At 70.5% G+C, this 25,451-nt stretch carries 20 protein-coding genes; 9 read left to right on the forward strand and 11 right to left on the reverse strand.

Features of this window, described 5'->3' with window-relative positions:
* Window positions 1-576 precede the first annotated feature (576 nt).
* From ACIPFH_RS39520 to ACIPFH_RS39535, 4 genes are all read left to right on the forward strand, one after another.
* Window positions 577-1,620 carry a 3-isopropylmalate dehydrogenase gene (locus ACIPFH_RS39520; RefSeq protein WP_356261846.1) on the forward strand — a complete coding sequence of 348 codons (1,044 nt, stop codon included), beginning with the start codon at window positions 577-579 and terminating at the stop codon, window positions 1,618-1,620.
* A gap of 321 nt (window positions 1,621-1,941) precedes the next feature.
* Entirely contained in the window at window positions 1,942-3,030 is a 1,089-nt protein-coding gene (locus ACIPFH_RS39525; protein ID WP_401834321.1) for a branched-chain amino acid aminotransferase, read from the forward strand.
* A gap of 566 nt (window positions 3,031-3,596) precedes the next feature.
* Window positions 3,597-5,201 (forward strand): citramalate synthase, encoded by a 1,605-nt coding sequence (gene cimA, locus ACIPFH_RS39530; RefSeq protein WP_356261852.1) that lies wholly within the window; start codon window positions 3,597-3,599, stop codon window positions 5,199-5,201.
* An 83-nt stretch (window positions 5,202-5,284) separates the two neighbouring features.
* Entirely contained in the window at window positions 5,285-6,661 is a 1,377-nt protein-coding gene (locus tag ACIPFH_RS39535; RefSeq protein ID WP_401834323.1) for a hypothetical protein, read from the forward strand.
* A gap of 102 nt (window positions 6,662-6,763) precedes the next feature.
* Here the strand turns inward: ACIPFH_RS39535 and ACIPFH_RS39540 are convergent, their stop codons facing one another.
* Entirely contained in the window at window positions 6,764-7,549 is a 786-nt protein-coding gene (locus tag ACIPFH_RS39540) for a serine protease (RefSeq protein WP_356261857.1), read from the reverse strand.
* A 383-nt stretch (window positions 7,550-7,932) separates the two neighbouring features.
* Between ACIPFH_RS39540 and ACIPFH_RS39545 the strand changes: the two genes are divergently transcribed.
* On the forward strand, window positions 7,933-8,469 hold the full coding sequence (locus ACIPFH_RS39545) for an ArsR/SmtB family transcription factor (protein ID WP_401834325.1): 537 nt from the start codon (window positions 7,933-7,935) through the stop codon (window positions 8,467-8,469).
* Window positions 8,466-9,761 (forward strand): MFS transporter, encoded by a 1,296-nt coding sequence (locus ACIPFH_RS39550; protein WP_401834327.1) that lies wholly within the window; start codon window positions 8,466-8,468, stop codon window positions 9,759-9,761. Before ACIPFH_RS39545 ends, ACIPFH_RS39550 begins: the two co-directional genes overlap by 4 nt.
* Before the next feature lie 343 nt (window positions 9,762-10,104).
* Here ACIPFH_RS39550 and ACIPFH_RS39555 read toward each other — a convergent pair whose 3' ends face one another.
* Complete coding sequence (locus ACIPFH_RS39555) at window positions 10,105-10,743, reverse strand: hypothetical protein (RefSeq protein WP_401834330.1); 639 nt, start codon at window positions 10,741-10,743, stop codon at window positions 10,105-10,107.
* A 93-nt stretch (window positions 10,744-10,836) separates the two neighbouring features.
* Entirely contained in the window at window positions 10,837-11,442 is a 606-nt protein-coding gene (locus ACIPFH_RS39560; protein ID WP_401834333.1) for a YceI family protein, read from the reverse strand.
* Between the two features lie 390 nt (window positions 11,443-11,832).
* Between ACIPFH_RS39560 and ACIPFH_RS39565 the strand changes: the two genes are divergently transcribed.
* Both ACIPFH_RS39565 and ACIPFH_RS39570 read left to right on the forward strand, forming a co-directional pair.
* Window positions 11,833-13,437, forward strand: coding sequence for an acyl-CoA carboxylase subunit beta (locus tag ACIPFH_RS39565; RefSeq protein WP_401834335.1), 1,605 nt, complete (start codon window positions 11,833-11,835; stop codon window positions 13,435-13,437).
* 67 nt (window positions 13,438-13,504) lie between these two features.
* Window positions 13,505-13,696, forward strand: coding sequence for an acyl-CoA carboxylase subunit epsilon (locus tag ACIPFH_RS39570; RefSeq protein ID WP_401834338.1), 192 nt, complete (start codon window positions 13,505-13,507; stop codon window positions 13,694-13,696).
* A gap of 322 nt (window positions 13,697-14,018) precedes the next feature.
* Here ACIPFH_RS39570 and ACIPFH_RS39575 read toward each other — a convergent pair whose 3' ends face one another.
* The 8 genes from ACIPFH_RS39575 to ACIPFH_RS39610 form a co-directional block, all read right to left on the reverse strand.
* Window positions 14,019-14,600 carry an ATP/GTP-binding protein gene (locus ACIPFH_RS39575; RefSeq protein ID WP_026248371.1) on the reverse strand — a complete coding sequence of 194 codons (582 nt, stop codon included), beginning with the start codon at window positions 14,598-14,600 and terminating at the stop codon, window positions 14,019-14,021.
* On the reverse strand, window positions 14,581-15,168 hold the full coding sequence (locus tag ACIPFH_RS39580; protein ID WP_401834341.1) for a DUF742 domain-containing protein: 588 nt from the start codon (window positions 15,166-15,168) through the stop codon (window positions 14,581-14,583). Before ACIPFH_RS39580 ends, ACIPFH_RS39575 begins: the two co-directional genes overlap by 20 nt.
* A 96-nt stretch (window positions 15,169-15,264) precedes the next feature.
* Window positions 15,265-15,678, reverse strand: coding sequence for a roadblock/LC7 domain-containing protein (locus ACIPFH_RS39585; RefSeq protein WP_037737006.1), 414 nt, complete (start codon window positions 15,676-15,678; stop codon window positions 15,265-15,267).
* 10 nt (window positions 15,679-15,688) lie between these two features.
* Window positions 15,689-19,015: a nitrate- and nitrite sensing domain-containing protein gene (locus ACIPFH_RS39590; protein ID WP_401834344.1), complete on the reverse strand. Its 3,327-nt coding sequence runs from the start codon at window positions 19,013-19,015 to the stop codon at window positions 15,689-15,691.
* 376 nt (window positions 19,016-19,391) lie between these two features.
* Window positions 19,392-19,970 (reverse strand): ATP/GTP-binding protein, encoded by a 579-nt coding sequence (locus ACIPFH_RS39595; RefSeq protein ID WP_356254611.1) that lies wholly within the window; start codon window positions 19,968-19,970, stop codon window positions 19,392-19,394.
* Complete coding sequence (locus ACIPFH_RS39600; protein ID WP_009190816.1) at window positions 19,951-20,349, reverse strand: DUF742 domain-containing protein; 399 nt, start codon at window positions 20,347-20,349, stop codon at window positions 19,951-19,953. Before ACIPFH_RS39600 ends, ACIPFH_RS39595 begins: the two co-directional genes overlap by 20 nt.
* 112 nt (window positions 20,350-20,461) lie before the next feature.
* Window positions 20,462-20,875, reverse strand: coding sequence for a roadblock/LC7 domain-containing protein (locus ACIPFH_RS39605; RefSeq protein WP_020128762.1), 414 nt, complete (start codon window positions 20,873-20,875; stop codon window positions 20,462-20,464).
* A 9-nt stretch (window positions 20,876-20,884) separates the two neighbouring features.
* Complete coding sequence (locus tag ACIPFH_RS39610; RefSeq protein WP_401834346.1) at window positions 20,885-24,640, reverse strand: nitrate- and nitrite sensing domain-containing protein; 3,756 nt, start codon at window positions 24,638-24,640, stop codon at window positions 20,885-20,887.
* 602 nt (window positions 24,641-25,242) lie between these two features.
* On the opposite strand from ACIPFH_RS39610, the gene ACIPFH_RS39615 reads away from it, so the two are divergent.
* Window positions 25,243-25,431 (forward strand): hypothetical protein, encoded by a 189-nt coding sequence (locus tag ACIPFH_RS39615; protein ID WP_356254617.1) that lies wholly within the window; start codon window positions 25,243-25,245, stop codon window positions 25,429-25,431.
* The last annotated feature ends 20 nt before the right edge of the window (window positions 25,432-25,451 follow it).

Genomic DNA, 25,451 nt, shown 5'->3' on the forward strand with positions numbered 1-25,451 from the left:
CGACGCGCTGTCCGCGCCGCGCCGCACCTGCGTCGTCCACACCTGCCTTGCCCTGTCCCGTGCCGCCCCCGTCTGCCCCCCCCCCCCCCCCCCCCCCCCCCGGCGCCCCCCCCCCCCCCCGCGGCCCCCCCCCCCCGCCGGCCCGCCCCCCCCCCCGGGCCCGCCCCCCCCCCCCGCCGCCCCCCCCCCCCGCCCCCGGCGCCCCCGCGGGGGGGGGGGGGCGGGGGGCCCCCCCCCCGCCCCGGCGCCCCCCCCCCCCCCCCCCGACCCGTATGCCCGGACCTCGCCCGTATGCCCGGACCCCGACCCGCAGGTCGGCACCCCGACCTGTAGGCCCGCACCCCGACCGGTAGGTCCGGGCCTCGACCGGTAGGTCCGCACCTCGACCCGCACGTCCGCACCCCGATCCACGGTCCGCACCTCGACCTGGCTCCGTGATCCAGTCGCCCTCAGGGCCGGCCCCGACCTCCGACCCGACCTCCGACCCGATCTCCGGCCCGACCTCCGCGTCCGACTTCTGTGTCCGTATGGCGGACGGTCCGTGTCATTCCATGGGACGGGGAGTAGGGTTCCCGCATGTCTCGCAGCCTCAATCTCGCAGTGATTCCCGGTGACGGCATCGGCCAGGAGGTCGTGGCCGAAGGTCTCAAGATCCTCTCCGCCGTCCTCCCGCAGGATGTGAAGCTGGAGACCAAGGAGTACGACTTCGGAGCCCGGCGCTACCACGCCACCGGTGAGACCCTCACCGACGCGGACGCCGAGGCGCTCAAGCGGCACGACGCCATCCTGCTCGGCGCGATCGGCGACCCGAGCGTCCCCTCCGGCGTCCTGGAGCGGGGTTTCCTGCTCAAGCTGCGCTTCCTCTTCGACCACCACGTCAACCTGCGTCCGTCGAAGCTCCTCCCGGGTGTCGCCACCCCGCTGGCAGGACAGCCCGAGATCGACTTCATCGTGGTCCGTGAGGGCACCGAGGGTCCGTACACCGGCAACGGCGGCACGATCCGCAAGGGCACCCCGCACGAGGTCGCCACCGAGGTCTCCGTGAACACGGCCTTCGGGGTCGAGCGCGTGGTCCGGGACGCCTTCACCCGCGCCCAGGCCCGCCCCCGCAAGAAGCTCACGCTGGTCCACAAGAACAACGTGCTGGCCTTCGCCGGTCACCTGTGGACGAACATCTTCAACCAGGTGGCGGAGGAGTTCCCCGACGTCACCACGGACTACATCCACGTGGACGCCGCGACGATCTACCTCGTCACGGACCCCGCGCGCTTCGACGTCATCGTCACCGACAACCTCTTCGGCGACATCATCACCGACCTCGCCGCAGCCGTCTCCGGCGGCATCGGCGTCGCCGCGAGCGGGAACATCAACCCGTCCCGCGAGTTCCCGTCCATGTTCGAGCCCGTGCACGGCTCGGCCCCGGACATCGCCGGTCAGGGCAAGGCCGACCCGACCGCCACGGTCCTGTCCGTCGCCCTGCTCCTGCGCCACCTCGGCTACGAAGCCGAGGCGGTCCGTATCGAGAACGCCGTCTCCGCCGACCTGGAGGAGCGCGGCTCGCTGCCCGCGCGCAGCACCTCCGAGATCGGTGACGCGCTCTCCGTACGAGTAGCCGGCTGACCCCGCGCTGCGCGAATCCTCTCGAAGCCGCCGGGTCGCATCCGCACCCGGCGGCTTTCGCATGTCCCCCGCCGGGTGCCACCATCATCCCTGGGTCGCATTCCCGCCGTTTTGGCCCTCGTCCGCCGCTTGCGATAATCGAACGCGGAGCCGCGGTATGAGGGAATGCTCGGACGTCCTGGCACCGGCCACTGGCCGTACGGGCGTGAGCGCGGCCCGTCACTACAACCGGTGCTGCATCTTCCGGGGACACCCCCGGACCCCCGGCCGAAAGACGCGGGGTGGCCCAGACGCTCGCCAGGAAGCGAAGGACAGCTACTCATGACGACGCCCACGATCGAGCTCAAGCCCTCCGCCAGCCCGACCTCCGCCACCGAGCGGCAGGCAATCCTGGCGAACCCCGGGTTCGGCCGCCACTTCACCGACCACATGGTGACGATCAAGTGGACCGAGGGCCGGGGCTGGCACGACGGCCAGCTCGTTCCGTACGCGCCGATCCCCCTCGATCCGGCCACCATGGTCCTGCACTACGCGCAGGAGATCTTCGAGGGCCTGAAGGCGTACCGCCGTCCCGACGGCTCGGTCGCCACGTTCCGGCCGGACCAGAACGCCAAGCGCTTCCAGCGCTCCGCCCGCCGCCTGGCCATGCCCGAGCTGCCGGTCGAGACGTTCGTCGAGGCGTGCGACGCGCTCGTCGGCCAGGACAAGGAGTGGGTGCCCGCGCACGGCGGCGAGGAGTCCCTCTACCTGCGGCCCTTCATGATCGCGACCGAGGTCGGCCTGGGTGTGAAGCCGGCCAACGAGTACCTGTTCCTCGTCATCGCCTCACCGGCCGGCGCCTACTTCCCGGGCGGTGTCAAGCCCGTCTCCATCTGGGTCTCCGAGGAGCACGTCCGCGCCGTCCCCGGCGGCATGGGCGACGCCAAGACGGGCGGCAACTACGCCGCCTCGCTGCTCGCCCAGGCCGAGGCCGCCGCCCAGGGCTGCGCCCAGGTCTGCTACCTCGACGCGGTCGAGCGCAAGTGGGTCGAGGAGCTCGGCGGGATGAACCTGTACTTCGTGTACGGCGACAAGATCATCACGCCGTCGCTGACGGGCTCCATCCTGGAGGGCGTCACCCGTGACTCCCTCCTCACCGTCGCCCGCGACCTCGGCTACGAGGCCGAGGAGGGCCGGGTCTCCGTCGAGCAGTGGCAGCGCGACTCGGAGAACGGCACGCTGCAGGAGGTCTTCGCCTGCGGGACCGCCGCCGTGATCACCCCGGTCGGCACGGTCAAGCGCACCGGCGGCGAGTGGCGGCAGTCGGGCGGTGAGCCCGGCGAGGTCACCCTCCGGCTCCGCAGGGCCCTGCTGGACATCCAGCGCGGCACGGCCGAGGACAAGCACGGCTGGATGCACGAACTGGGCTGACCGGCTCGCAAGTCGGCCCGCGCGTAGCCCCGCGCGTCGGCGCGCACCCGTGGTCGGGGCCGTATCGGACTCGCAGTCCGGCGCGGCCCCTCCTTCGTTGTCGCGGCCCCGCGGCCTCAGGCTGCGTCCCCTGGGCGACCGCGCTCATCGCGGCGACGGTCTGCGCGCATGTCGCCACCGGCCTCTTGGGAACCGACGCGAACAGGTCCTGGGGCACGTCCGGGAGTTCCTGGACGAGAGTCTCCACCAGATCGCGTGAGAACGCGCTGCTCGCATCCTGAGACACCCGGTGATCGAACGGACGGTTTGTGCCAGACTGCCGCCGTGCTCTCGTTCGCCACGATTATTGGCAGCAGGCGCGCCGGTCCGCAGTGACCGCTCCGTACGACCAGGTACGAGCGGCCATCGTCGTCCTCGACCCGCGCGCAGACCTCTCGCACCCGCGAGGGGTTTTTCGCTTTTCTGGCCCACCCACAGCCGGGAGCGAGAGCGCGAGGGACCATGGGGGGATGGTGGAGCCGGTCATTCCGGTAACGACCGAGATCCAACACAGGAGCCTTCAGACCATGACCGCAACCAGCGAACTCGACGACACGTTCCACGTCTTCGACACCACCCTGCGCGACGGCGCGCAGCGTGAGGGCATCAACCTCACCGTCGCCGACAAGCTGGCCATCGCCCGGCACCTGGACGACTTCGGAGTGGGCTTCATCGAGGGCGGCTGGCCCGGCGCCAACCCGCGGGACACCGAGTTCTTCGCCCGCGCGCAGGAGGAGATCGACTTCAAGCACGCCCAGCTCGTCGCCTTCGGCGCGACCCGCCGGGCGGGCGCGAAGGCATCCGAGGACCCACAGGTCAGGGCGCTGCTGGAGTCGGGCGCCGCGGTGATCACGCTGGTCGCGAAGTCCCACGACCGGCATGTCGAACTGGCCCTGCGCACCACGCTGGACGAGAACCTGGCGATGGTGAGCGACACGGTGTCGTTCCTGAAGGACCAGGGCCGCCGGGTCTTCGTCGACTGCGAGCACTTCTTCGACGGCTACCGCGCCAACCCGGAGTACGCGAAGGCGGTGGTCCGGGCGGCCTCCGAGGCCGGCGCGGACGTGGTCGTCCTCTGCGACACCAACGGCGGCATGCTCCCGGCGCAGATCCAGGCGGTCGTCTCCACGGTCCTCGCCGACACCGGCGCCCGGCTCGGCATCCACACCCAGGACGACACCGGCTGCGCGGTCGCCAACACCCTCGCCGCGGTGGACGCGGGCGCGACCCACGTCCAGTGCACGGCGAACGGCTACGGCGAGCGGGTCGGCAACGCGAACCTGTTCCCGGTGGTCGCGGCCCTGGAGCTGAAGTACGGCAAGAAGGTCCTGCCCGAGGGCCGGCTGCGCGAGATGACCCGCATCTCCCACGCGATCGCCGAGGTCGTCAACCTGACGCCGTCGACGCACCAGCCGTACGTGGGAGTCTCGGCCTTCGCGCACAAGGCCGGTCTGCACGCCTCGGCCATCAAGGTCGACCCGGACCTCTACCAGCACATCGACCCCGAGCAGGTCGGCAACACCATGCGGATGCTGGTGTCGGACATGGCCGGACGCGCGTCGGTGGAGCTCAAGGGCAAGGAACTCGGCGTCGATCTGGGCGGCGACCGTGAAGTGGTCGGCCGGGTCGTGGAGCGGGTCAAGGAACGCGAGCTCAGGGGCTACACCTACGAGGCCGCGGACGCCTCCTTCGAGCTCCTGCTCCGGGCCGAGGTCGAGGGCAGGCCGCTGAAGTACTTCGAGGTCGAGTCCTGGCGCGCCATCGTCGAGGACCGCCCCGACGGCACCCACGCCAACGAGGCCACGGTCAAGCTGTGGGCCAAGGGCGAGCGCATCGTCGCGACAGCGGAGGGCAACGGACCGGTCAACGCCCTGGACCGCTCCCTGCGCGTGGCCCTGGAGAAGATCTACCCCCAGCTGGCCAAGCTCGACCTGGTCGACTACAAGGTCCGCATCCTGGAGGGCGTCCACGGCACCCAGTCCACCACCCGCGTCCTGATCTCCACGACCGACGGCGCGGGGGAGTGGTCCACGGTGGGCGTCGCGGAGAACGTGATCGCCGCGTCCTGGCAGGCCCTCGAGGACGCCTACACGTACGGGCTGCTGCGGGCTGGGGTGGACCCGGCCGAGTAGGTCCCCGGGCCGAGGGGTCCGGCGGTAGGGGTCCCGGCCCGACCCGCTGTCCGGTTTGGTGAGGATTCGGGTAGCTTCGAGGTATGAAGGTCGCGACCCCGACCCGTGCCACCCATCTCGTCCGACTGCTGCCGGTGCTGGTGCTCGCCGTCCTGACGATCCTCACGGTCTCGTCGGCGGGCGCCCCGCGCGCCTCCGCGGCCACCGGCGTCTCGGCCATCGCCGAGGCCCTCCGCGAGAGCCCGGTCTACGTCGACCCGGACGCGTCCGGCCAGCTCTCCCAGGCGGACGCGCACGCGCTCCAGCAGCAGGTCGAGGAGGCCGGCAAACCCCTGTTCGTCGCCGTGCTGCCGGCCGGATACCCCACGGCGGACCTCTTCACGAACCTGCGCACGGCCACCGGTGTCACCGGCCTGTACGCGATCCGCCTGGGCGACCGCTTCGACGCCCGCGCCGACTCCTCGGTCCTGTCCCGCACGGCCGTCCGCAATCTGGTCGCCAGTGTCCAGGACGAGAGCGACGCGAAGACCCAGCTGGCCGACTTCACCGACCGTGCTCTGGCCAACATGGACGGCTCGGCCCCCGAGAGCTGGAGCTCCTCCTCGGGTGGCGACGGGATCTCGTCCACCGGTTTGATCACGGCGGGTGTGGTGCTGGTCGTCGGCGGGGCGGGCGCGTACACCGTCGTGCGGCGCAACCGCCGGCGGCGGGCGGAGGAGCGGCGGGCCGCCCTCGACCGGCTGCGGGTCGTCGTGGACGAGGACATCACGGCCTTCGGAGAGGAACTCGACCGCCTGGACTTCCACCCGTCCGAACCGGGAGCCGACGACGCCATGCGCGCCGACTACGAACGCTCCCTGGACGCCTACGAGCAGGCGAAGTCGTCCATGGCGGCGGCGGCGAGACCCGAGGACGTCCGCGCCGTCACCCAGGCTCTGGAGGACGGCCGGTTCTCCCTCGCCCAGCTGGCCGCCCGCCGCACCGGAGGGCCGTTGCCCGAACGCCGTCCGCCGTGCTTCTTCGACCCCCGCCACGGCCCGTCCGTCAGCGACGCCACCTGGACGCCACCCGGCGGGGCCACGCGTGAGGTCCCGGTCTGCGCGGCGGACGCGACCCGGCTGGCCGACGGGCGCGACCCGGTGATCCGCGAGGTCGACAGCGACTACGGCCGCCGCCCGTACTGGGAGGCGGGCCCCGCCTACGGGCCCTGGGCGGGCGGCTACTTCGGCGCCGGCATCCTGCCCGGCCTCCTGGTCGGCACGATGCTCGGCGGCATCATGGCCGCCCCGTCCTACGCCTCCGACTACGGCGCCGGCTACGGCGACTTCGGCGGGGGCTACGAGGGCGGCGACGTCTCCGGCGCCGACTTCGACCCCGGTGACTTCGGCGGCGGCTTCGGGGACGGCGGGGGAGGGGACTTCGGCGGGGGCGGCGGCGGTGACTTCGGCGGAGGCTTCTGAAGCCCCGTCCCGGTACCGTCCCCAGGGCGGTACCCCACACGCCACGGTCCCGGCGCGTGACGGCGCCGGGCCCGTGGACTTCGTACGACGGCGGAGTGTGCGTCAGAGCGAGGCAGCCGCCGAGGCGATGGCCGAGGCGAAGGTGGAGACCTCGGAGTAGACGCCGGGGGCGTTGGCCCGGGCGCAGCCGATGCCCCAGCTCACGATCCCGACCTGGATCCACGCGTTGTTGGCGTCCCGGCGGAACATCGGGCCGCCCGAGTCGCCCTGGCAGGTGTCGGTGCCGCCGGCCGTGTATCCGGCGCAGATCTCGTCACTGGCGACGAGGCCGCTGTAGCCGCTGTACGTACGACAGGTCGCGTCACTCACGAACGGCACGGTGGCCTTGAGCAGATAGCGCTGCTGGGCGCCGCCCTCGGTGGCCGAGCCCCAGCCGGCGATGGTGAAGGTGCCGGTGTTGTACTGCGTGGTGGTGGCGATCTTCAGGGTGGACTGGGTGGTGATGGGCGAGGCGAGCTTGATGAGCGCCCAGTCCTTGCCGTTGCCGTTGTAGCCGGGGGCCCGGTACACGTAGGTCGACTTGACCTGGACCCGGCCGGTGGTGGACTGGAGGTCCACGACGCCGGCCGTGGCCGTGATGCTGGTGTTGGGGCCGGTCCCGCTGACGCAGTGCGCGGCGGTGAGCACGATCTGCTGGGTGTAGAGCGCCCCTCCGCAGCCCATGGAGAGCCGGACCATGAACGGGAACTCGCCCTGCGTGGCCCGGGTGCCGCCGACGACGGGCGAGGGCGCGGCCTGCGCGGACGACAGGGGCTGGAGGCTGGCGATCGCGAGGGCGGCGGCGCCGACGGCGGCGAATCTCTTGAGTGCTGTGAGGAGCTGCTTCAAGGTGCTGCCTTCCGTGGGGGGTTGGTTTGACGAGGGCATGTCAACACTTCGTGCACAACGCAAAGGGATGTCCATGCGCTGACATGGTCAGGTCAAATCCGTTGCTGGATTATGGGAAGCCCGCAAGGCCTCACACAAGGGGGCTGATTCAGCCACACGCACCCGACCGCCGCCCGCGCCCCTCCGCCGCCCCGTCCGTGGCCGCGCCCCTCCGCCGCCCCGTCCGCGACCGCGCCCCTTCGCCGCCCGACCACCGACCGCACCCATCCGCCGCCCGTCCGCGATCGCGCCCGTCGCCGCCCGACCGCCATTCGCGCCCCTCCGCCGCCCGACCGCGCGAAACCCCCTTGCTCAATGGTCAAGAATCGTTGACCATTGCTCGTATGCCTACCGATGATCTTCCCGAGACGTTTCACGTCACCACTGACGAACAGCTGCGCGCCGTCTCCAATCTCACGCGTCACCGGATCATGGCCTTGCTCCGCTTCGAGCCCGCGACGATCACGCAGATCGCCGAGCGGGTGGGCCTCGCGAAGGGGAGTTCCAGCTATCACGTACGGCTGTTGGAGCGGGCCGGCCTGGTGAAGGTGGTACGGACGCGGAAGGTGCGGGGGGTCACCGAGCGGTACTACGCGATGGCCGCGCGGGCGATCGCGCTGCCGGATCCGGGTGAGGGAGGGCCGGATGTGCTGATGCGCCATGCGGTGGCGGACCTGGAGGCGTCGCCGGTGGACGAGCGGCACGTACGGATGGCGCATCTGCGGCTCACCGAGGAGCAGTTCGCGCAGCTGGGGGCGCGGCTGCAGGCACTGGCGGACGAGTACCGGGAGCTGTCCGATCCGTCGCTGCCGGACGCGTCACTCGTCTTCGCACTGTTCCACCCGGCACCGCGCGAGCAGGCCGAGGGGGACGCCAAGTGACCTCGGACGTCCGGAAGTTGCCGGCCGGGTTCGGACGGCTGTGGACCGCGCAGACGGTGTCCTCGCTCGGTGACGGGGTGTCGCATGCCGCGCTGCCGCTGCTCGCGTTGACGTTGACGCGGGATCCGATGGCGCTCGCCGTCGTCACGGCCGCCGGGACGCTGCCGTGGCTGCTCTTCGGGGTGCTCGGCGGTGCGCTGGTGGACCGCTGGGACCGCCGGCGCACGATGTGGGTCATGGACGCGGCGCGTGCGGTGCTGCTCGCGATACCGGCGGCAGCGGCCGCGCTCGACGTGCTGAGCATTCCGCTGCTCGCGGCCGTCGCCTTCCTGCTCGGCCTCGGAGGACTCTTCTTCGACACGGCCGCCACGGCCTATCTGCCGGATCTGCTCGGCCGCGACCCCGCACTCCTGGAGCGAGCCAACTCTCGCTTGCGCGGAGCCCAGACCGCCATGTCCGGCTTCGCGGGGCCGCCTGCGGGCAGTGCGCTGCTCGCGCTCGGGCGGGCGGTTCCGCTGCTCGCCGACGCGGTGTCGTTCATGCTCTCCGCACTGCTCGTACGGTCGCTTCCCGGCATGCCCCGGCCCGTGCCGGAGGTTCGAGAGTCGCTGCTTCGGCAGGCGCGGGCCGGGGCCTCGTACGTCTTCCGGGACCGGTTGCTGCTCGGGCTCGCGCTCCGCCCGGCGGTCGGGAACGTCGCCTTCCTCGCTGTGGAGACCGTCCTCGCCCTCTTCGCGCACGACCGCCTCGGCATCGACACCTACGGCTTCGGCCTGCTCCTCACGGCGGAGGCCACCGGCGGCCTGCTAGGCGCGGGCATCGCCTCCCACCTTGGCCGACGGCTCGGCACCGGCACCGCACTGACCTGCACAGCCGTCGTCGAAGGGCTTGCCATCCTGGGCCTGGCCGCTGCCCCGAACCCGTACGTGGCCGGGCTGGCGCTCGCCGTCTGTGGGGCCGGCATGGGCGCCACGATGGTGCTCGGGCCCTCCCTCCGGCAGGCGATCGTCCCGGCCCACCTCATGGGCCGGGTCGCCTCCACCTCCCGCATGCTGGCCATGTGTGCCGCCCCCACCGGGGCCTTCCTCGGCGGCTGGCTGGCCACCGCCTACGACATCCGCACCCCGCTCTACGCCGCCGCCGTCCTCCTCCTGGCGATGACGGCCGTCACGGCATCCATGACCAGCAACCGCCGGGTCGAAGCGGCGCTGCGTGCCACCGCCCCGGCCGGCGGTCCAGATCACCCGGCAGCCAAGGATCCCGCCCAGGAGAGCGCGCCCGGCTTGTTGTGACGCCTGCCGCCAAGGCGTCACAACACGTCGGGTGTCAGGCCCCCGCGGGGCGCAACGAGTAGCCGGGTCGGCCGGGTGCGCGGCACGGGCCACCGCCTCGTACAGTCGGCGCTCGCCGGCGAGGACGTGCCCGAGCCGCGCAGGACCGCCGGCCGCCGTACGGGCCTGCGACACCTGGCGGGGTCGGCACCGACACCCACGGGCAGCAGCACCCGGTTCTCAATCACTCACGCCCGGTCCACGACCGCGCCCCTCCACCGCACCGTCCGCACGCGGCCCCGCACACCGGACGGGCGGCCGTACCCCCCGATGGAGTCGGCCGCCGGCGCCTCGCTGTGCGAGGTCAGTCCTGAACCGCCGCCTTGGCGAAGCCGAGCAGCCCCTCGAAGTCGATCGCCCCCGGATCGCCGTGCGCGTTCTCCGGCACGTGCATGTGCCCGCACACCCCCTTGAACGCGTTCCAGCGCTCGCCACCCATCCGCTGACCGCCCCCGTTGCCGGCGGACTTCGGGTAGGCGGGCCACAGGGTCGGTCCGCGCAGGGGGACGTGGTGGTGGATGTGCATCCAGGCCAGGTACTCGGCGAGGGAGCGCAGCGCCCACTCCGGCGCCTTCGGCCAGTAGATGTGGGCCTGGTCGCGGGCCTTCCACTTGGCGTGCAGGTCGGGGTCGCAGGTGCCGACGAGTTCCGCCTGGCAGACGTTCAGCGTGTTCGTCTCGACTCCACCGCGCTTGTTCACCAGCGCGCGCGAGGAGACGTCGATCTCGAAGTGCTGGTACCACTTCAGTTTTCTGGCGGCGAAGTCGGGCACCGCCGTCAGGTTGGGCGCGGCGGAGCCGCCCTGGTAGTCGGGAAGCGAGCGCCCCTCCGTGGTGTGCAGGACGACGACGTTGACCTCCATGCGGTCACCGCCGAAGTCGTCCTGGTACCAGTGGTCACGGTTCGCGCCGGGGTAGTGCTGGGGTCCGGTCCTGGTGCTCATGTCTCGTGACTGTGACACGGAACACACAAAGGGGCCGGAAGCTCTTCGCTTCCGACCCCTTTTCGCCGCTTTCCACCGAATTCGGCCGTGCGCTTACGCGTTCTTGATCGCAGAGATGTCGAAGTTCAGCTTGATCTTGTCGGAGACCAGAACGCCGCCGGTCTCCAGCGCCGCGTTCCAGGTCAGGCCCCAGTCCGAGCGCAGGATCTCCGCCTTGCCCTCGAAGCCGACGCGCTCGTTGCCGAACGGGTCCTTGGCGGCGCCGTTGAACTCCAGGTCGATGGAGAGCGGCTTGGTGACGCCGAGAATGGTCAGATCGCCGGTGATCCGGTAGTCGTCGCCGCCCAGGGCCTGCGCCGAGGTGGAGCGGAAGGTCATCGTCGGGAACTCGTCCGTCTTGAAGAAGTCGGCGGTCTTCAGGTGGCCGTCGCGGTCGGCGGACCCGGTGTCGATGCTGTCCATCTTGATGTCGATGGAGGCGGTGGACTGCGACGGGTCGGTGCCGTCCAGGTGCAGTGAGCCGGTGAAGTCGTTGAACTTGCCCTTGACGTTCGTGACCATGGCGTGGCGCGCGACGAAGCCGAACGTCGAGTGCGAGGGGTCGATCGTGTAGTCACCGGTCAGGGCGGCAAGCTCGGGGCTCTGCGTGGCGACGGCGGTGGCGGTCTCGTCGGTGCTCTTGCGGCCGAAGATGCTCATGGCGTGCTCCTTGGGGACGAGAAGATCGGGGCTGTTTAATCTTCAACGAGGTCAACAGGAACGACCGTAGACCTATTCCGTTCAATGTTCAACATCTTCGGGTGGGGTGTCGGTACGCCGCCGGAATCCGGGGCGCGAACCGCCGTCCGGGCTCTTTGTGAACCGCCGTCCGGGCTCTCCGTTTCACTCCGGGGAGGGCATGTGCCCGGCGGGAATGTGAGGCGGGTCTCAGCCTCCCTGTTTGTGTGACCTCTACAAGCCCCAGGCCCTCTGAGCAGTCGGAACGGCTGCATGTCGACCGGGTTCTGTTCAGGGGTACCAGGAAAACGCGCCGGAGACTGTACGGAGTCGACGTCCCTCTTTCCTTGGTGGGCTTCGTAAGGTCGCTACATGACCGTTTTGGAAGAGACGACGGGTGAGCCGACCACGGAGCCTGCGGAGCCCACGGATGCGCGCGGCCGGGTGGCCGAGCTGCACGGGATCCGTGCCCAGGCGCTGGCCGGCCCGAGCGAGAAGGCGACCGAGGCGCAGCACGCCAAGGGCAAGCTGACCGCCCGGGAGCGGATCGAGCTGCTCCTCGACCCGGGGTCCTTCCAGGAGGTCGAGCAGCTGCGCAGGCACCGCGCGACCGGGTTCGGCCTGGAGGCCAAGAAGCCGTTCACCGACGGTGTCATCACCGGCTGGGGCACGGTCGAGGGCCGCACGGTCTTCGTCTACGCCCATGACTTCCGGATCTTCGGCGGCGCGCTGGGCGAGGCCCACGCCACCAAGATCCACAAGATCATGGACATGGCCATCGCGGCCGGCGCCCCGCTGGTCTCGCTCAACGACGGCGCCGGCGCCCGCATCCAGGAGGGCGTCTCCGCCCTCGCCGGCTACGGCGGCATCTTCCAGCGCAACACCCGGGCGTCCGGGGTCATCCCGCAGATCAGCGTCATGCTGGGCCCCTGCGCGGGCGGCGCGGCCTACAGCCCGGCCCTGACCGACTTCGTCTTCATGGTCCGCGAGACCTCGCAGATGTTCATCACCGGGCCGGACGTGGTCAAGGCCGTCACCGGCGAGGAGATCACCCAGAACGGCCTCGGCGGCGCCGACGTGCACGCCGAGACCTCCGGCGTGGCCCACTTCGCCTACGACGACGAGGAGACCTGCATCGCGGAGGTCCGCTACCTCCTGTCGCTGCTCCCGCAGAACAACCGTGAGAACCCCCCGCGGACCGAGTCCACCGACCCGGCCGACCGCCGCGGCGACGTCCTGCTCGACCTGGTCCCGGCGGACGGCAACCGTCCGTACGACATGACCAAGGTCATCGAGGAGATCGTCGACGACGGCGAGTACGTGGAGATCCACGAGCGCTGGGCCCGCAACATCATCTGCGCGCTCGCCCGCCTGGACGGCCAGGTCGTCGGCATCGTGGCCAACCAGCCGCAGGCCCTCGCCGGGGTCCTGGACATCGAGGCCTCGGAAAAAGCTGCACGCTTTGTCCAGATGTGTGACGCTTTTAACATTCCGATCGTCACTTTCCTCGACGTCCCCGGGTTCCTCCCGGGCGTCGACCAGGAGCACGGCGGCATCATCCGGCACGGCGCGAAACTGCTCTACGCCTACTGCAACGCGACCGTCCCGCGGATCTCGCTGATCCTGCGCAAGGCCTACGGAGGTGCTTACATCGTCATGGACAGCCAGTCCATCGGCGCCGACCTCACCTACGCCTGGCCGACGAACGAGATCGCCGTGATGGGCGCCGAAGGTGCCGCCAACGTCATCTTCCGGCGTCAGATCGCCGAGGCCGAGGACCCCGAGGCCATGCGGGCCCGCATGGTCAAGGAGTACAAGTCCGAGCTGATGCACCCCTACTACGCGGCCGAACGCGGCCTGGTCGACGACGTCATCGACCCCGCCGAGACCCGCGAGGTCCTCATCAAGTCTTTGGCCATGCTCCAGTCGAAGCACGCGGACCTGCCCTCGCGCAAGCACGGCAACCCCCCGCAGTAACCCGGCGCAATCCCACGGGTAACCCACTGGATCCCCTGCGGAAACCTCATCCACGGAGACTTGAACCATGAACGCTCCCGACATCCGCGTCGAGAAGGGCCACGCCGAGCCCGAGGAAGTCGCCGCCATCACGGCGGTCCTCCTGGCCCGCGCGGCCGCCCAGTCGTCCCCGACCGAGACCCGCCGAGGCCGCCCCAAGGCCGGCTGGCGCCGCCTGGAGCGCGAGGGCGGCTTCCGCGCCCCGCACAGCTGGCACTAGGCCTCTCGTTTGGATCAGGCCGGGCTCGCGAGCCCCGGCACCGCACCTCGCCGATGCACGGCACCGGACCCCGCTCCCTGATCCGCCCTGATCCAACGAAAGACCCCAGGCGCCGCGTTGCTTCAGCCGCCGCGGCACCGAGAAGGGGCCCCTCTGAGCAGAGGGGCCCCTTCTTCGTGCGTCCGTCGAGGGCGCGGCCGGCCCGCCGCCGTCGCCGGGCGCCGTCTCGTGTCCCGCCGTCGCGCGTTCCGTCGGCGCCCCGGAAACAGGTGGGCGGCCCCTCCCGAGTCGGGAGGGGCCGCCCACCTGTCACTCCGTCGGGCTACCGCAGGCGCGCCATCAGCGCGTGCTCCACGAGTGTGATGAGCGCCGACTTGGCGTCCGCACGGTGCCGCGCGTCCGTCGTGATGATCGGGGTGTCCGGGCCGATCTGGAGCGCCTCGCGCACCTCGTCCGGGTTGTACGGCTGGTTGCCGTCGAAGCCGTTGAGGGCGATCACGAACGGCAGACCGCTGTTCTCGAAGTAGTCGACCGCCGGGAAGCAGTCGGCGAGACGGCGCGTGTCGACCAGCACGATCGCGCCGATCGCGCCGCGCACCAGGTCGTCCCACATGAACCAGAAGCGGTCCTGGCCGGGCGTGCCGAACAGGTACAGGATCAGGTCCTGGTCCAGGGTGATGCGGCCGAAGTCCATGGCGACCGTGGTGGTCGTCTTGTCCCCGGTGTGGGTGAGGTCGTCGATGCCCGCCGACGCGGACGTCATGACGGCCTCGGTGCGCAGCGGATTGATCTCCGAAACAGCCCCGACGAACGTGGTCTTGCCCACGCCGAAGCCGCCCGCCACCACGATCTTCGCGGAAGTGGTGGAGCGGGAGGGACCCCCGCTAGAGCTTGCGAAGTCCACTGAGCACCCTTTCGAGCAGTGTCACGTCTGGCTGGCCGCCGGCGTTCTCGTCGCCGCCGGGCTGATGGATGGCGACCAGTCCCGCCTCCGCCAAGTCGGCGACGAGGATCCTGGCCACGCCGAGAGGGATGGTCAGCAGTGCCGAGATCTCGGCGACCGACTTGATCTCTCGGCAGAGGTTGCAGATCCGCTGATGCTCGGGCAGCTGGCCCTGCATCTGGTGCGGCTGCGCAGTGGTGTGCACCAGCGCCTCGATGGCGAGCTGGTAACGCGGGCGGGTCCGGCCACCGGTCATGGCGTACGGACGCACCAGCGGGTTGTTCGTCGCCCCGGCGGGCGCCGGCTCCGGGGTGCGGCGATGTGGCTGCACGGGCTGGATGCGCGGGGCCGACGGCTGGTCGTACGGGGACGGCCCGGGGCCCTGCGGACCCTGGGGCGTGTACGGCCGCTGCTGGCTGGGCGCGGAGGGGAAGTTGTAACGGTTCGGGTTCTGGGAACCGTCGCCCTGGCCCTGGGCAGGGCCGTACGACCAGTTACCCGAATTCGAACCGCCTGGGGGTGTTGCCACTCTCTCTCCTCCTCCGACTGCGCCTGGCACCCGTCACGTGGAAACCGCGTCCCGAAACCCTACGGCCTCGGGACGCCAAAACGCACCGTCCGTCTGTTAGTTGAGAAGGCTTCCCTGAAGCTCCGCTCGCAGATCGGGGGTCAGGACCGAACCGGCTCGGTCCACCAGAAGGGCCATCTCGTACCCAATGAGGCCGATGTCCGCCTCGGGATGAGCGAGAACCGCGAGCGAGGAACCGTCGGAGATGGACATCAGGAAGAGGAATCCCCGCTCCATCTCCACAACCGTCTGGTTCACGCTGCCTCCCTCGAAGATCCGGGAGGCGCCTGCCGTCAGGGACGTCAGACCGGAGGCGACGGCCGCGAGCTGGTCGGCCCGGTCGCGGGGGAAGCCTTCGGACATCGCCAGAAGGAGTCCGTCGGCGGAGACCACCACGGTGTGGGACACCCCCGGGGTGTTGTCCACGAAGTTGGTGATCACCCAGTTCAGGTTCTGTGCCGCCTGGCTCATCGGGCTCACACTAACGCTCCTGGTTGTAGGTGCTGTCAGGACCGAAGCCCTGGCCGTTCGTTTCACTGCTGCCTGCGCTGCGTCCGCGCTGGACGCCCCGACGCAGGTTGCTCAGCCTGCCTCGGACGTCCTCCGGGGCGCGGGAGACCTGGGGGCCTCCCTGGGGGGTGCTCTCGGCGGCGCCCTCGACCAGATTGGCCTTGGGCACCCGCCGCGGCAGGCCGGAGGAGGTGACCCCGCCCGCCTTGGGCTTCTTCAGAGCGGAGGCCTGCTGCCAGCGCTCGTCGTTCGCCGAGCGCCAGATGTCGCTGCCGCCCTTGTTCTCCGCGGGGGAGGCCGTCGATTCCTGCTTCGCGGGCCGCGTGCCGTTCGCACCGCTCGCGGCGGATCCGCGGCGGGGAAGACCGGCGTCGGTCAGCGCGTGGGAGGCGGAGGAGGTGGGTCCCGGACGGTCGAAGCCTACGCGGTTCTGCTCAGCCGCGTCAGCGGCCTGCGTGGATTCCGCTTCCGGAGCGTACTGGTCCGGGTAGCCGTTCTGGTAACCGTTCGTGTGACCGTTCTGCTGGGGCCAGTCGTCCTGGTAGGACTGCTGCTCCTGGTAGGGCTGGAAGCCCTCGGAGCCCGTGGCGGGGGCCGCCGTCCGGTCCTCCTGGGCGGGCTCCGCATACGCGGGGTCCGGGTAGCCGCCGTTCGGCGAGTAGCCGTCGTTCTGCGGCGGTCCGCCGTTCGCGGTGAACGATTCGCCCTGCGGGTGGCCGCCGTTCGACGTGAAGTACTGATCGTCGTACGCCGGGCGCTGCTGCTCCCCGTACGGCGTCTGCTGGTCGAACGTGGCGGGCTGCTCGACGTACCCGGTCGCGCCGTTGTCGTAGCCGCCCCCGGCGCCCTGCTGGGCGGGGTCGTAGCCGTTGCGGCCGGCGTCGTACGCCTGCTGCCGGCCGGCCGTGTCGAAGCCCTCACCGAACGCGGACGCCTCGGCGGGCTGCTGCTGCCCGGTCGGCTGTCCCGGCCCCGACTGGGACTCCAGGGCCGCACGGCGCTCCTCGCGCATCAGGGAGCGGCCCACCGGGTCCAGATCGCGGATGTCGTCCGGGACCTCGTACTGACTGTCGTCGAAGCCGAGCTCCGCGGCCGTCCGCATCGGCAGGCCGTTGTTGAAGTCCTCGCCGGTGCCGTAGTTCTGCTCCGGGATGATCTGCGAGACCGTGAACTCGTCGCGCTCCGGCTGCTGCTGCTCGCCGCCGCCACCGTGGGTGATGGCGTCCGGCAGCATGACCAGCGAGGTGGTGCCCGCCTGCTCGCCCGAGGGGCGCAGCTGGACGCGGATACCGTGCCGGTCGGACAGCCGGCCGACCACGAACAGGCCCATGCGCTGCGAGATCGCGGCGTCCACCGTCGGCGGGTTGGCCAGCTTGTGGTTGATGTCCGCGAAGTCCTCGGCGGTGAGGCCGATGCCCTTGTCGTGGATCTCGATCATGACCCGGCCGTCGGGGAGACGAGTGGCCGTGACCCGCACCTTGGTCTGCGGGGAGGAGAACGTCGTGGCGTTCTCCAGAAGCTCGGCGAGCAGGTGCACGAGGTCGGTCACGGCACGGCCGTGGATCTCGGCCTCGGGAACGCCGGACAGCTCGATGCGCTCGTACTGCTCCACCTCGGAGGAGGCGGCGCGCAGGACGTCGACCAGCGGGACCGGCTGGTCCCAGCGGCGGCCGGGCTCCTCGCCGGCGAGGACCAGGAGGTTCTCGCCGTTGCGGCGCATACGGGTGGCGAGGTGGTCCAGGCGGAAGAGGTTCTCCAGCTGGTCCGGGTCGGCCTCGTTGTTCTCCAGTTCGGTGATCAGGGTCAGCTGGCCCTCGATCAGGGACTGGTTGCGGCGCGAGAGGTTGGTGAAGATCGCGTTGATGTTGCCCCGCAGCAGGGCCTGCTCGGCGGCGAGCCGGACGGCCTCGCGGTGGACCTGGTCGAAGGCGCGGGCGACTTCGCCGATCTCGTCCCTGGTGTTGATCGGGATGGGCTGGACACGGGTGTCGACCCGGCCGGGGTCGGTGCGCGAGAGCTGGTCGACGAGCATCGGCAGGCGCTGCTCGGCGATGCCGAAGGCGGCGTTGCGCAGCTGGCGCATGGCCTGGCTCATCTGGCGGGCCATGAGACTGGCGACGATGAACGCCGCGAGCAGGGCGATGATGACGATGGCGCCGTTGATGATGGCGTCGCGCTGCGCGTCGGAGGCGATCTGGCCGGCCTCGGTGACGGCGCGGCCGATCATTTCGTTCTCGACCTGGCTGTAGCCCTGGAACTTCAGCGTCGAGGCCGCCATCCAGGCGTCCGCGGTGATGCCCTGCTTGGCGAGCTGGGCCGGTTCCTGCCCGCTGGCGATCGCCTGGATCATCTTGTCCATCGCGGGCGGCGCGGTGAACTCCTGTCCCGCGGCCTCGGCCTTCGCCTGGGCGTCGGCGGCCTGCTTCGCGCCCTCCTCGGTCTTCTCCTTCATGACCTGGACCAGGCGCGCGGCGTCCTCGACGGTGCCACCGGAGACGTACTCCTGCTGGGCGATGCCCTCGAGATAGGCGTACGAGGTGAAGGCGGTGAGCTGCTGCCGGTAGACCTGCTTGTCGGGGCTGGGCCGGACCAGCAGGTGCATGCCGATGGCGCGCTGGAGGGACTCGGCGCCCTTGGCGAGGGCGACGGCGTAGACGGTGCGGCCATAGGCCGTGATGTTGCCGGTGCCGAGGCCGAGCTCGTTGGAGAACTCGACCAGGAGGTGTTCGACCTGGACGTAGCCCTCTTCGGTCTTCACCGGGTCCAGGGCTTTGGTGAAGGCGACCGCGCGAATCTTCGTCAGCGTCGGCTCGGCCTCCTCCACCAGTTTCAGACGGCGCTTCAGGCCCTCCGTGTCCGGCATCCCGACGACCTCGTCGTGGAAGGCGGTGGCCGCGGCATCGGTGGTGGCGCGGGCCTGCTTGACGACCGCGTCGTCCTTCTTGTTCTGGAGCAGCGGCTGGGCGCTGATGTCCCGCTCGTTGAGAAGGGCCTCGGCGTACTCGCTGGCGGAGGCCACGATCTTCGCGACCTTCTCGGCGTCGCGGGCCTCCTGCCAGGTGTCGATCGAGTTCTTCACCTGGAAGCCGCCCATGACCAGGCCGACGACCACGGGTATGAGCAGGATCGCGTTCAGCCTGGTCGGTACCCGCCAGTTGCGCGGAGAGAGACGGCCGCCGCTCTTGGCGGGCGCGGCCGTCGGCTCCGAACCGGACAGGGGGGCGGGCGCCGCTCCGCGCGGCGGCGGGGTGAAGTTGCCCCGGGCCGCCGGCTCGGGACTTTGCTTGCTTCGCCTCACTCGACCAACAACCTCTCGGCGGTCGGCACCTTCTCCGTGCCGCAGTGTCTCAGAGCCCGGTCAGCCATCGACCATGTGTACGTCATTGACTATTGGGCAGTTCAGGCATTCCAGCATGACGACCAGCGCTCTTCCAAACATGGGAAAGAGCTGGTTCGACGTGATGTAAGCCCCACATAAAACGGTCAAAAAGAACGAGCCCCGCCAAAAGGCGGGGCTGTCGTGCGCGCAGTGAGACCAAGCGACCGCGACGCGTTGCAATACCACTGGATTCCTCTGCCGAAACGTTATGAACGCCGGAGCCGACCGTGTCAAAGGCCACAGTCGGCTCCAGGGCGTCTACGACAACTGTCGTACGGCACCGGATGCTTGAAAGTTACCGCAAGCGAGCCATGAGCGCGTGCTCGACCAGCGTGATCAGCGCGCTCTTGGCGTCCGAGCGGTGTCGGGCGTCCGTCGTGATGATCGGGGTGTCCGGTCCGATCTGGAGCGCCTCGCGCACCTCTTCGGGCTGGTAGGGCTGCGAGCCGTCGAAGCCGTTGAGGGCGACGACGAACGGCAGACCGCTGTTCTCGAAGTAGTCGACCGCCGGGAAGCAGTCGGCGAGACGGCGCGTGTCGACCAGGACGATCGCGCCGATGGCGCCCCGCACCAGGTCGTCCCACATGAACCAGAAGCGGTCCTGGCCGGGCGTGCCGAACAGGTAGAGGATCAGGTCCTGGTCGAGCGTGATACGGCCGAAGTCCATGGCCACCGTGGTGGTGGTCTTGTCCCCGGTGTGGGTCAGGTCGTCGATGCCCGCGCTCGCGGACGTCATGACGGCCTCCGTGCGCAACGGGTTGATCTCGGAGACGGCGCCCACGAACGTGGTCTTGCCGACGCCGAAGCCGCCGGCCACCACGATCTTCGCGGAGGTGGTCGCCCGACCGCCTCCGTCAGAGCTTGCGAAGTCCACTGAGCACCCTTTCGAGCAGCGTCACGTCCGGAGCGCCGCCGTTGTTCTCGTCGCCGCCCGGCTGGTGGATGGCCACCAGTCCGGCCTCGGCGAGGTCCGCGACCAGGATCCGCGCCACCCCCAGCGGCATGGCCAGGAGCGCCGAGACCTCCGCCACCGACTTGACCTCACGGCAAAGGTGGCAGATGCGCTGGTGTTCCGGGAGCAGCCCCATGAGCGCTGCGGGGTCGGCCGTGGTGCTGATCAGCGCCTCGATGGCGAGCTGATAGCGCGGCCGGGTCCGGCCACCGGTCATCGCGTACGGACGCACCAGCGGCTGGTCGCCCTCATCCCCGTACGGCTCCGCGTACGGATCATGATGGGCGGTGGGCGGGGTCATGGATCCTCCGGGCGGGACAGCATTCGCGGTCAGTCGTGCCGTCCGTCGAGGCCGGTGGGGGGATTGTGTCGGCCGGACGGTGATTTCGTGAGGTGGGTAGTGCTGGGGCGGGTCAGTGGAGCAGACTGCCCTGGAGCTCAGCGCGCAGATCGGGTGTGAGGACCGCGCCCGCGCGGTCGACGAGGAGCGTCATCTCGTAGCCGACGAGGCCGATGTCGCACTCGGGATGCGCGAGAACGGCGAGCGACGAGCCGTCCGAGACGGACATGAGGAAGAGGAACCCTCGTTCCATCTCGACGACGGTCTGTGCCACGCTGCCGCCTTCGAAGATCCGGGAGGCGCCGGCCGTCAGCGAGGTGAGCCCCGACGCGACGGCCGCCAGCTGGTCGGCACGGTCGCGCGGGAACCCTTCGGACATCGCGAGCAGGAGCCCGTCGGCGGACACGACAACGGTGTGGGACACCCCGGGGGTGTTGTCCACGAAGTTGGTGATCAACCAGTTCAGGTTCTGTGCCGCCTGGCTCATCTGACTCAACTAACGCTCCTGCTGGTGAGTGGGGCTCGGGAAACTGCCGGTCTGACCGTTGCCGGCCTGACGACCCTGCGCGATGCCCCGACGGAGATTGGTCAGTCGGCCGCGTACGTCGTCAGGCGCACGCGAGACCTGCGGACCGGGTTGGTGCTGTTGCTGCTGAGCCGTGCCCGGGACGAGGTTCGCCCTGGGCACCCGGCGCGGCAGGCCGGACGTGGTGACGCCGCCCGCGGCCGGTTGCCTGACCCGTTCGGCCTGCCGGACGAGTTCGTCGTTCGGCGAGGTGCGCCAGGAGGCATTGGCGGCGGCGGGACGCTGGGGGGCAGCCGGTGTCTGCGGCTGCTGCTGGTGCTGCTGAGGGGCCGGGGCCGAATCGCCCGCCTGCTGACCGTGGAACCAGTTGGTCTCCAGCGTGTCGTACAGCGGCGTGCGCCCGTCACCGGGTCCCGAGGCCGGCGGCAGGGCCCACCCGTCGCCCGGTCCACGTCCCGTGTCGGGCCGCTGGGCGCCCCTGCTCTCCGGCTCCGGGCGCCCGGCGGGGAGCGGCGGGACCGAAGGCTGCGAGGGAGTGCCGTAGCCACCGGTCTGCGGAGCGGGGAACTGGCCGGTGGACGAGGGGTCCTGGCGGCCGGGCAGGGAGTGCTGACCGGTCGAGGAGCCGTCGAAGCCGGATGCGGCGAACTGGCCGGTGGAGCCGTTGTCGTAGGCCTGCGGGGCGAACTGGTTCGGGGCCGCCGGAGCGTTCTGCCCGCCCGGGGCGCCGAACACGTCGGACCGGGTGAAGCCGTTGTCGTCCTGCTGGGCGCTGGTACCGGGGCGCTGGAACTGGCCGGTGTCCTGACGTCCGTTGAGGTCCGCCTGGGAGTTGCCCACGGCCGGGAACTGGCCCGTGCTCTGGACACCGTTCGTGACGGGACGGCCGAAGTCGGCCGGACCCGCCGGGCCCTGGCGGTCGTCGACGCGCGGAACCACCGGTATCTCGGAGGTGGCGCCGGGACCCTGCCGGTCGTCGAAACGAGGCATGCGCGACGTCTGGGCGACGTCCGGCTCCTCGTGACCGCGCGGGGCGTCCAGCGGGCTGCGCGGCACCGGCGGCTGGGCGTTCTCGTCGCCCCAGCTGGTCACGCGCGGCTGCGGGTTGCCACCGGGCAGCTCGGCGCGCGGCCCACCGCGCGGCGGCAGCTGCGGCTGACGGCCGCGGCCACCCTGCTCGGGCTTGTTGCCGCGCTGCGGCGGACGTCCGCCGAACATGTCCGTGCCCTGCGAACCCGAACCGGCCGCCTGGAGACCCTGCGGAGCTCCCGGCGCCTGGCCGCCGAACCCGGCGCCCGCGCCGGCCGGGGCCGGTCGGCCCTGCGGGGGCGAGGCCGGAGGCTGCTGAGGCCCGCGCGGCTGGCCACCGGGACGGCCACCGCCGTCACGGCCGGGCAGCGCTGCCCGGGGACCCTGGCCCGCGGCGAGCCTGCCGCCGGCGCCGGCACCCAGGGCACCGCCCTGCGAGCCGTTCTGCGAACCGTTCTGGCGACGCGCGGCGGCGACGCCCGCAGCGGCCTGCGCGGCGGCGGGACCGCCCGCGACGCTGCTCTGACCGGGCTTGGGCTGAGGCTTCTTGCCGCCCTGGGCGACGTCCACGGGCAGCATGACCAGCGCGGTCGTACCACCGGAGTCGGAAGGGCGCAGCTGGATGCGGATGCCGTGCCGCTGCGACAGACGACCGACCACGAACAGACCCATGCGTCGGGAGACCGACACGTCCACGGTGGGCGGCGAGGCGAGCCGCTCGTTGATCGCGGCGAGGTCCTCGGGGGAGAGGCCGATGCCGGTGTCGTGGATCTCGATCAGGACGCGGCCGTCGGGCAGCGCGTGACCGGTGACCTTGACCTTGGTCTGCGGCGAGGAGAACGAGGTGGCGTTCTCGAGCAGCTCGGCGAGGAGGTGCACGAGGTCGTTGACGACCCGGCCGGCCACTTCGGTGGTGGGCACGGAGGCCAGTTCGATGCGCTCGTACTGCTCCACCTCGGAGGCGGCGGCGCGGAGCACGTCGACCAGCGGGACCGGACGGGTCCAGCGGCGGCCGGGCTCCTCACCCGCGAGGACGAGGAGGTTCTCACCGTTACGGCGCATGCGGGTCGCGAGGTGGTCGAGCTTGAAGAGCGAGGACAGCTGGTCCGGGTCGGCCTCGCGGGACTCCAGTTCGGAGATGAGCGAGAGCTGACGCTGGATGAGGCCCTGGGAGCGGCGCGAGAGGTTGGTGAACATCGCGTTGACGTTGCCCCGCAGCAGGGCCTGCTCGGCGGCGAGGCGGACGGCCTCGCGGTGCACGTCGTCGAAGGCCGCGGCCACCTGGCCGATCTCGTCCCGGGAGTGCACACCGACCGACTCCACGGACGTGTCGACGTCCTGCGGGTCGGACTCGGACAGCTGCTTGACCAGCTCGGGCAGCCGGTCCTGGGCGACCTTGGTGGCGGTCTCCTGGAGGCGGCGCAGCGAACGGATCATGGACCGGGCGACGACGAACGCGCCGACCAGCGAGACACCGAGCACGAGCAGGATGAGCGCACCGGAGATGATCGCCTCGCGCTCCGACTCGGCGCGCAGCTCACGCGCCTTCTGCTCCATGTCCTCGAGCAGCGTGAGCTCGATGTTGTTCATCTGCTTGATCTTGGTGGAGCTGCCGTCGAGCCAGTCCCGGTACGACTGCTTGTCCTGCGACTTCAGACCGTTGGCGGAGCTGAGCGCCCGGCCGGCGAAGGAGTCGGCGTCCTCGATGACCGGGTTGCCCTTGTCGATGGGCGACAGCAGCTCCTCGGCGCCGCCGTCGCCGTAGATGCTGCGGAAACTCGCGAGCTCGGACTCCTCGTTCTCGAGCGCGGCCTCGGCGTACTGCCGGTCGTTCTCGGAGAGGTCGCCGTAGACGGTGTTGCTCACCGGCAGCGCCGCCGCGAGCACGGCGCGCTGGACGGAGGCGTACTCCTTGGCGGAGGAGAAGGCGGCCAGGGCACGCGTGCGCTGGATCATCTCCGGGTTGCTCGTGGCCTGCGCCATGTCCTGCGAGAGGTCGAGCAGGCCGGTGATGAGGCGGTGGTACGCCTCCACCGTCTGGGTGGAGTTGTTCTTCTCCGCGTAGGCCGTCGAACGGACCTTGGCGAGGTTGCTCAGGTCGCTCAGCAGGCCGACGAGGCTGTCCCGGACGCCTTCGAGGTTGCCGTCCGCGGTGGCGCCGTCGATCTCCTCCGACGCGTCCTGGAACGTGCTCAGCGCACGGTCCGTCTTCTCGCGGAAGCCCACGATGCCGGGGTCGGTCGCCTTGCCGTTGTGCGCCAGCGGGCCGGCCGAGCGGTCGCGCTCGTCCTGCAGCGCGACGGCCAGGTCGGTGGCCTGCTTGGTCATGTCCGTCAGCAGCTTCATGTTGTCGAGCTGCTGGATGTCGTCCATCGACTGGTTGATGCGCAGCGCGCCCAGCGTCGTGGCCGCGACCACGGGGAGCGTCAGCAGCGCCACCAGACGGGTGGAGATGCGCCAGTTGCGCAGCGCCACGCGCGGACCGGGGCCGCTGGGCGACTTCTTCGGAGTCGGGGGAGCCGAGCTCGTCGAAGCGGACGGGCCGGAACGCCCGGAGCGCTCACCGCCGTCGCCGGACGGAGCCTGGCCCGGGTTCTGGGCGTGCTGGGGCGAGGAGCCGACTGCCATCGGGCCAGTCCCGCCGTGCGGCTCCGGCTCGGCCGAAGCGCTGCCATCCCTCTTGAAACGTCCCTGCACTAGCGTCGCAACCTCTGGACCAGGCGCCCCTCCGCGTGAACGGAAGGACGGTGTCGGCGTGTTGAGGGGCGCCCTGAATACGCCCCCTCGTCGTCGTGAGTACCGGCGCTGGCTCCCCCTGATCTCGCCGCCACCGGGCGCTCCTGAGCGCCCTCTGTGCGCCGGCTCGATCCCGCGGCGGTCCGAGGAATTCCAGCACAGTGCAGAATCTCGAACAAGGCCCGTTGGCCAGGCTGTGACATCCGTGACACGACGTGAGGGTCAAGTTACGGGATGTAGAAAGTCATCCCACATAAGGCGGACATAAGGGTGTGAAGCGGTGGCGGCCGGACGGTGTCCCAGTCGCCATGATCAGGAGCGGAATGAGGGCTTCAGGTGGTCAATGTCCGTTTCGTGTCGGTCTTTTGGTGGACTGAAATGACCGTTTTGCCCATTGATTCGTGAGCAAACTCACACGCCGATCATGCGACCTTCACGTCTTCACCGGGAATCGCGTGTTTAGCCTGACGCTTTACAGGGATGGCACATCCGACAAACCGCGTCCGCGTGGAGGCCTTTGGGGGCTTCCCGGACGCCCGGACACGACAGGGTCACGTACAACAGTGAAGACGACGACGATGTTCCACAAGATCGCCAACCCGCGGCGCACGACCCTGGCGCACCTCAAGGACGCCGACGAACTCCAGCTCCCGGAGCAGCCGGAGCACTCCGTGGAACTCCCCGCCCAGACCGCCAACCCCAAGCGCACCATCCTCATGGAGGCGCCGGTCACCGCCTCCGTCGTGGAGTAGATCTTCGAGCGGAGATACGG

Source organism: Streptomyces sp. NPDC088157 (genome assembly GCF_044741545.1).
In the GTDB taxonomy this organism is placed as follows: Bacteria; Actinomycetota; Actinomycetes; order Streptomycetales; family Streptomycetaceae; genus Streptomyces.

What these genes read in the sequence shown, in the direction of transcription:
- ACIPFH_RS39585 (WP_037737006.1), bottom strand. Translation starts at nt 15,678, where the DNA reads ATGAGCCAGGCGGCACAGAACCTGAACTGGGTGATCACCAACTTCGTG.
- ACIPFH_RS39545 (WP_401834325.1), top strand. Translation starts at nt 7,933, where the DNA reads ATGCCTACCGATGATCTTCCCGAGACGTTTCACGTCACCACTGACGAA.
- ACIPFH_RS39600 (WP_009190816.1), bottom strand. Translation starts at nt 20,349, where the DNA reads ATGACCCCGCCCACCGCCCATCATGATCCGTACGCGGAGCCGTACGGG.
- ACIPFH_RS39560 (WP_401834333.1), bottom strand. Translation starts at nt 11,442, where the DNA reads ATGAGCATCTTCGGCCGCAAGAGCACCGACGAGACCGCCACCGCCGTC.
- ACIPFH_RS39525 (WP_401834321.1), top strand. Translation starts at nt 1,942, where the DNA reads ATGACGACGCCCACGATCGAGCTCAAGCCCTCCGCCAGCCCGACCTCC.
- cimA (WP_356261852.1), top strand. Translation starts at nt 3,597, where the DNA reads ATGACCGCAACCAGCGAACTCGACGACACGTTCCACGTCTTCGACACC.
- ACIPFH_RS39535 (WP_401834323.1), top strand. Translation starts at nt 5,285, where the DNA reads ATGAAGGTCGCGACCCCGACCCGTGCCACCCATCTCGTCCGACTGCTG.
- ACIPFH_RS39555 (WP_401834330.1), bottom strand. Translation starts at nt 10,743, where the DNA reads ATGAGCACCAGGACCGGACCCCAGCACTACCCCGGCGCGAACCGTGAC.
- ACIPFH_RS39565 (WP_401834335.1), top strand. Translation starts at nt 11,833, where the DNA reads ATGACCGTTTTGGAAGAGACGACGGGTGAGCCGACCACGGAGCCTGCG.
- ACIPFH_RS39520 (WP_356261846.1), top strand. Translation starts at nt 577, where the DNA reads ATGTCTCGCAGCCTCAATCTCGCAGTGATTCCCGGTGACGGCATCGGC.
- ACIPFH_RS39605 (WP_020128762.1), bottom strand. Translation starts at nt 20,875, where the DNA reads ATGAGCCAGGCGGCACAGAACCTGAACTGGTTGATCACCAACTTCGTG.
- ACIPFH_RS39570 (WP_401834338.1), top strand. Translation starts at nt 13,505, where the DNA reads ATGAACGCTCCCGACATCCGCGTCGAGAAGGGCCACGCCGAGCCCGAG.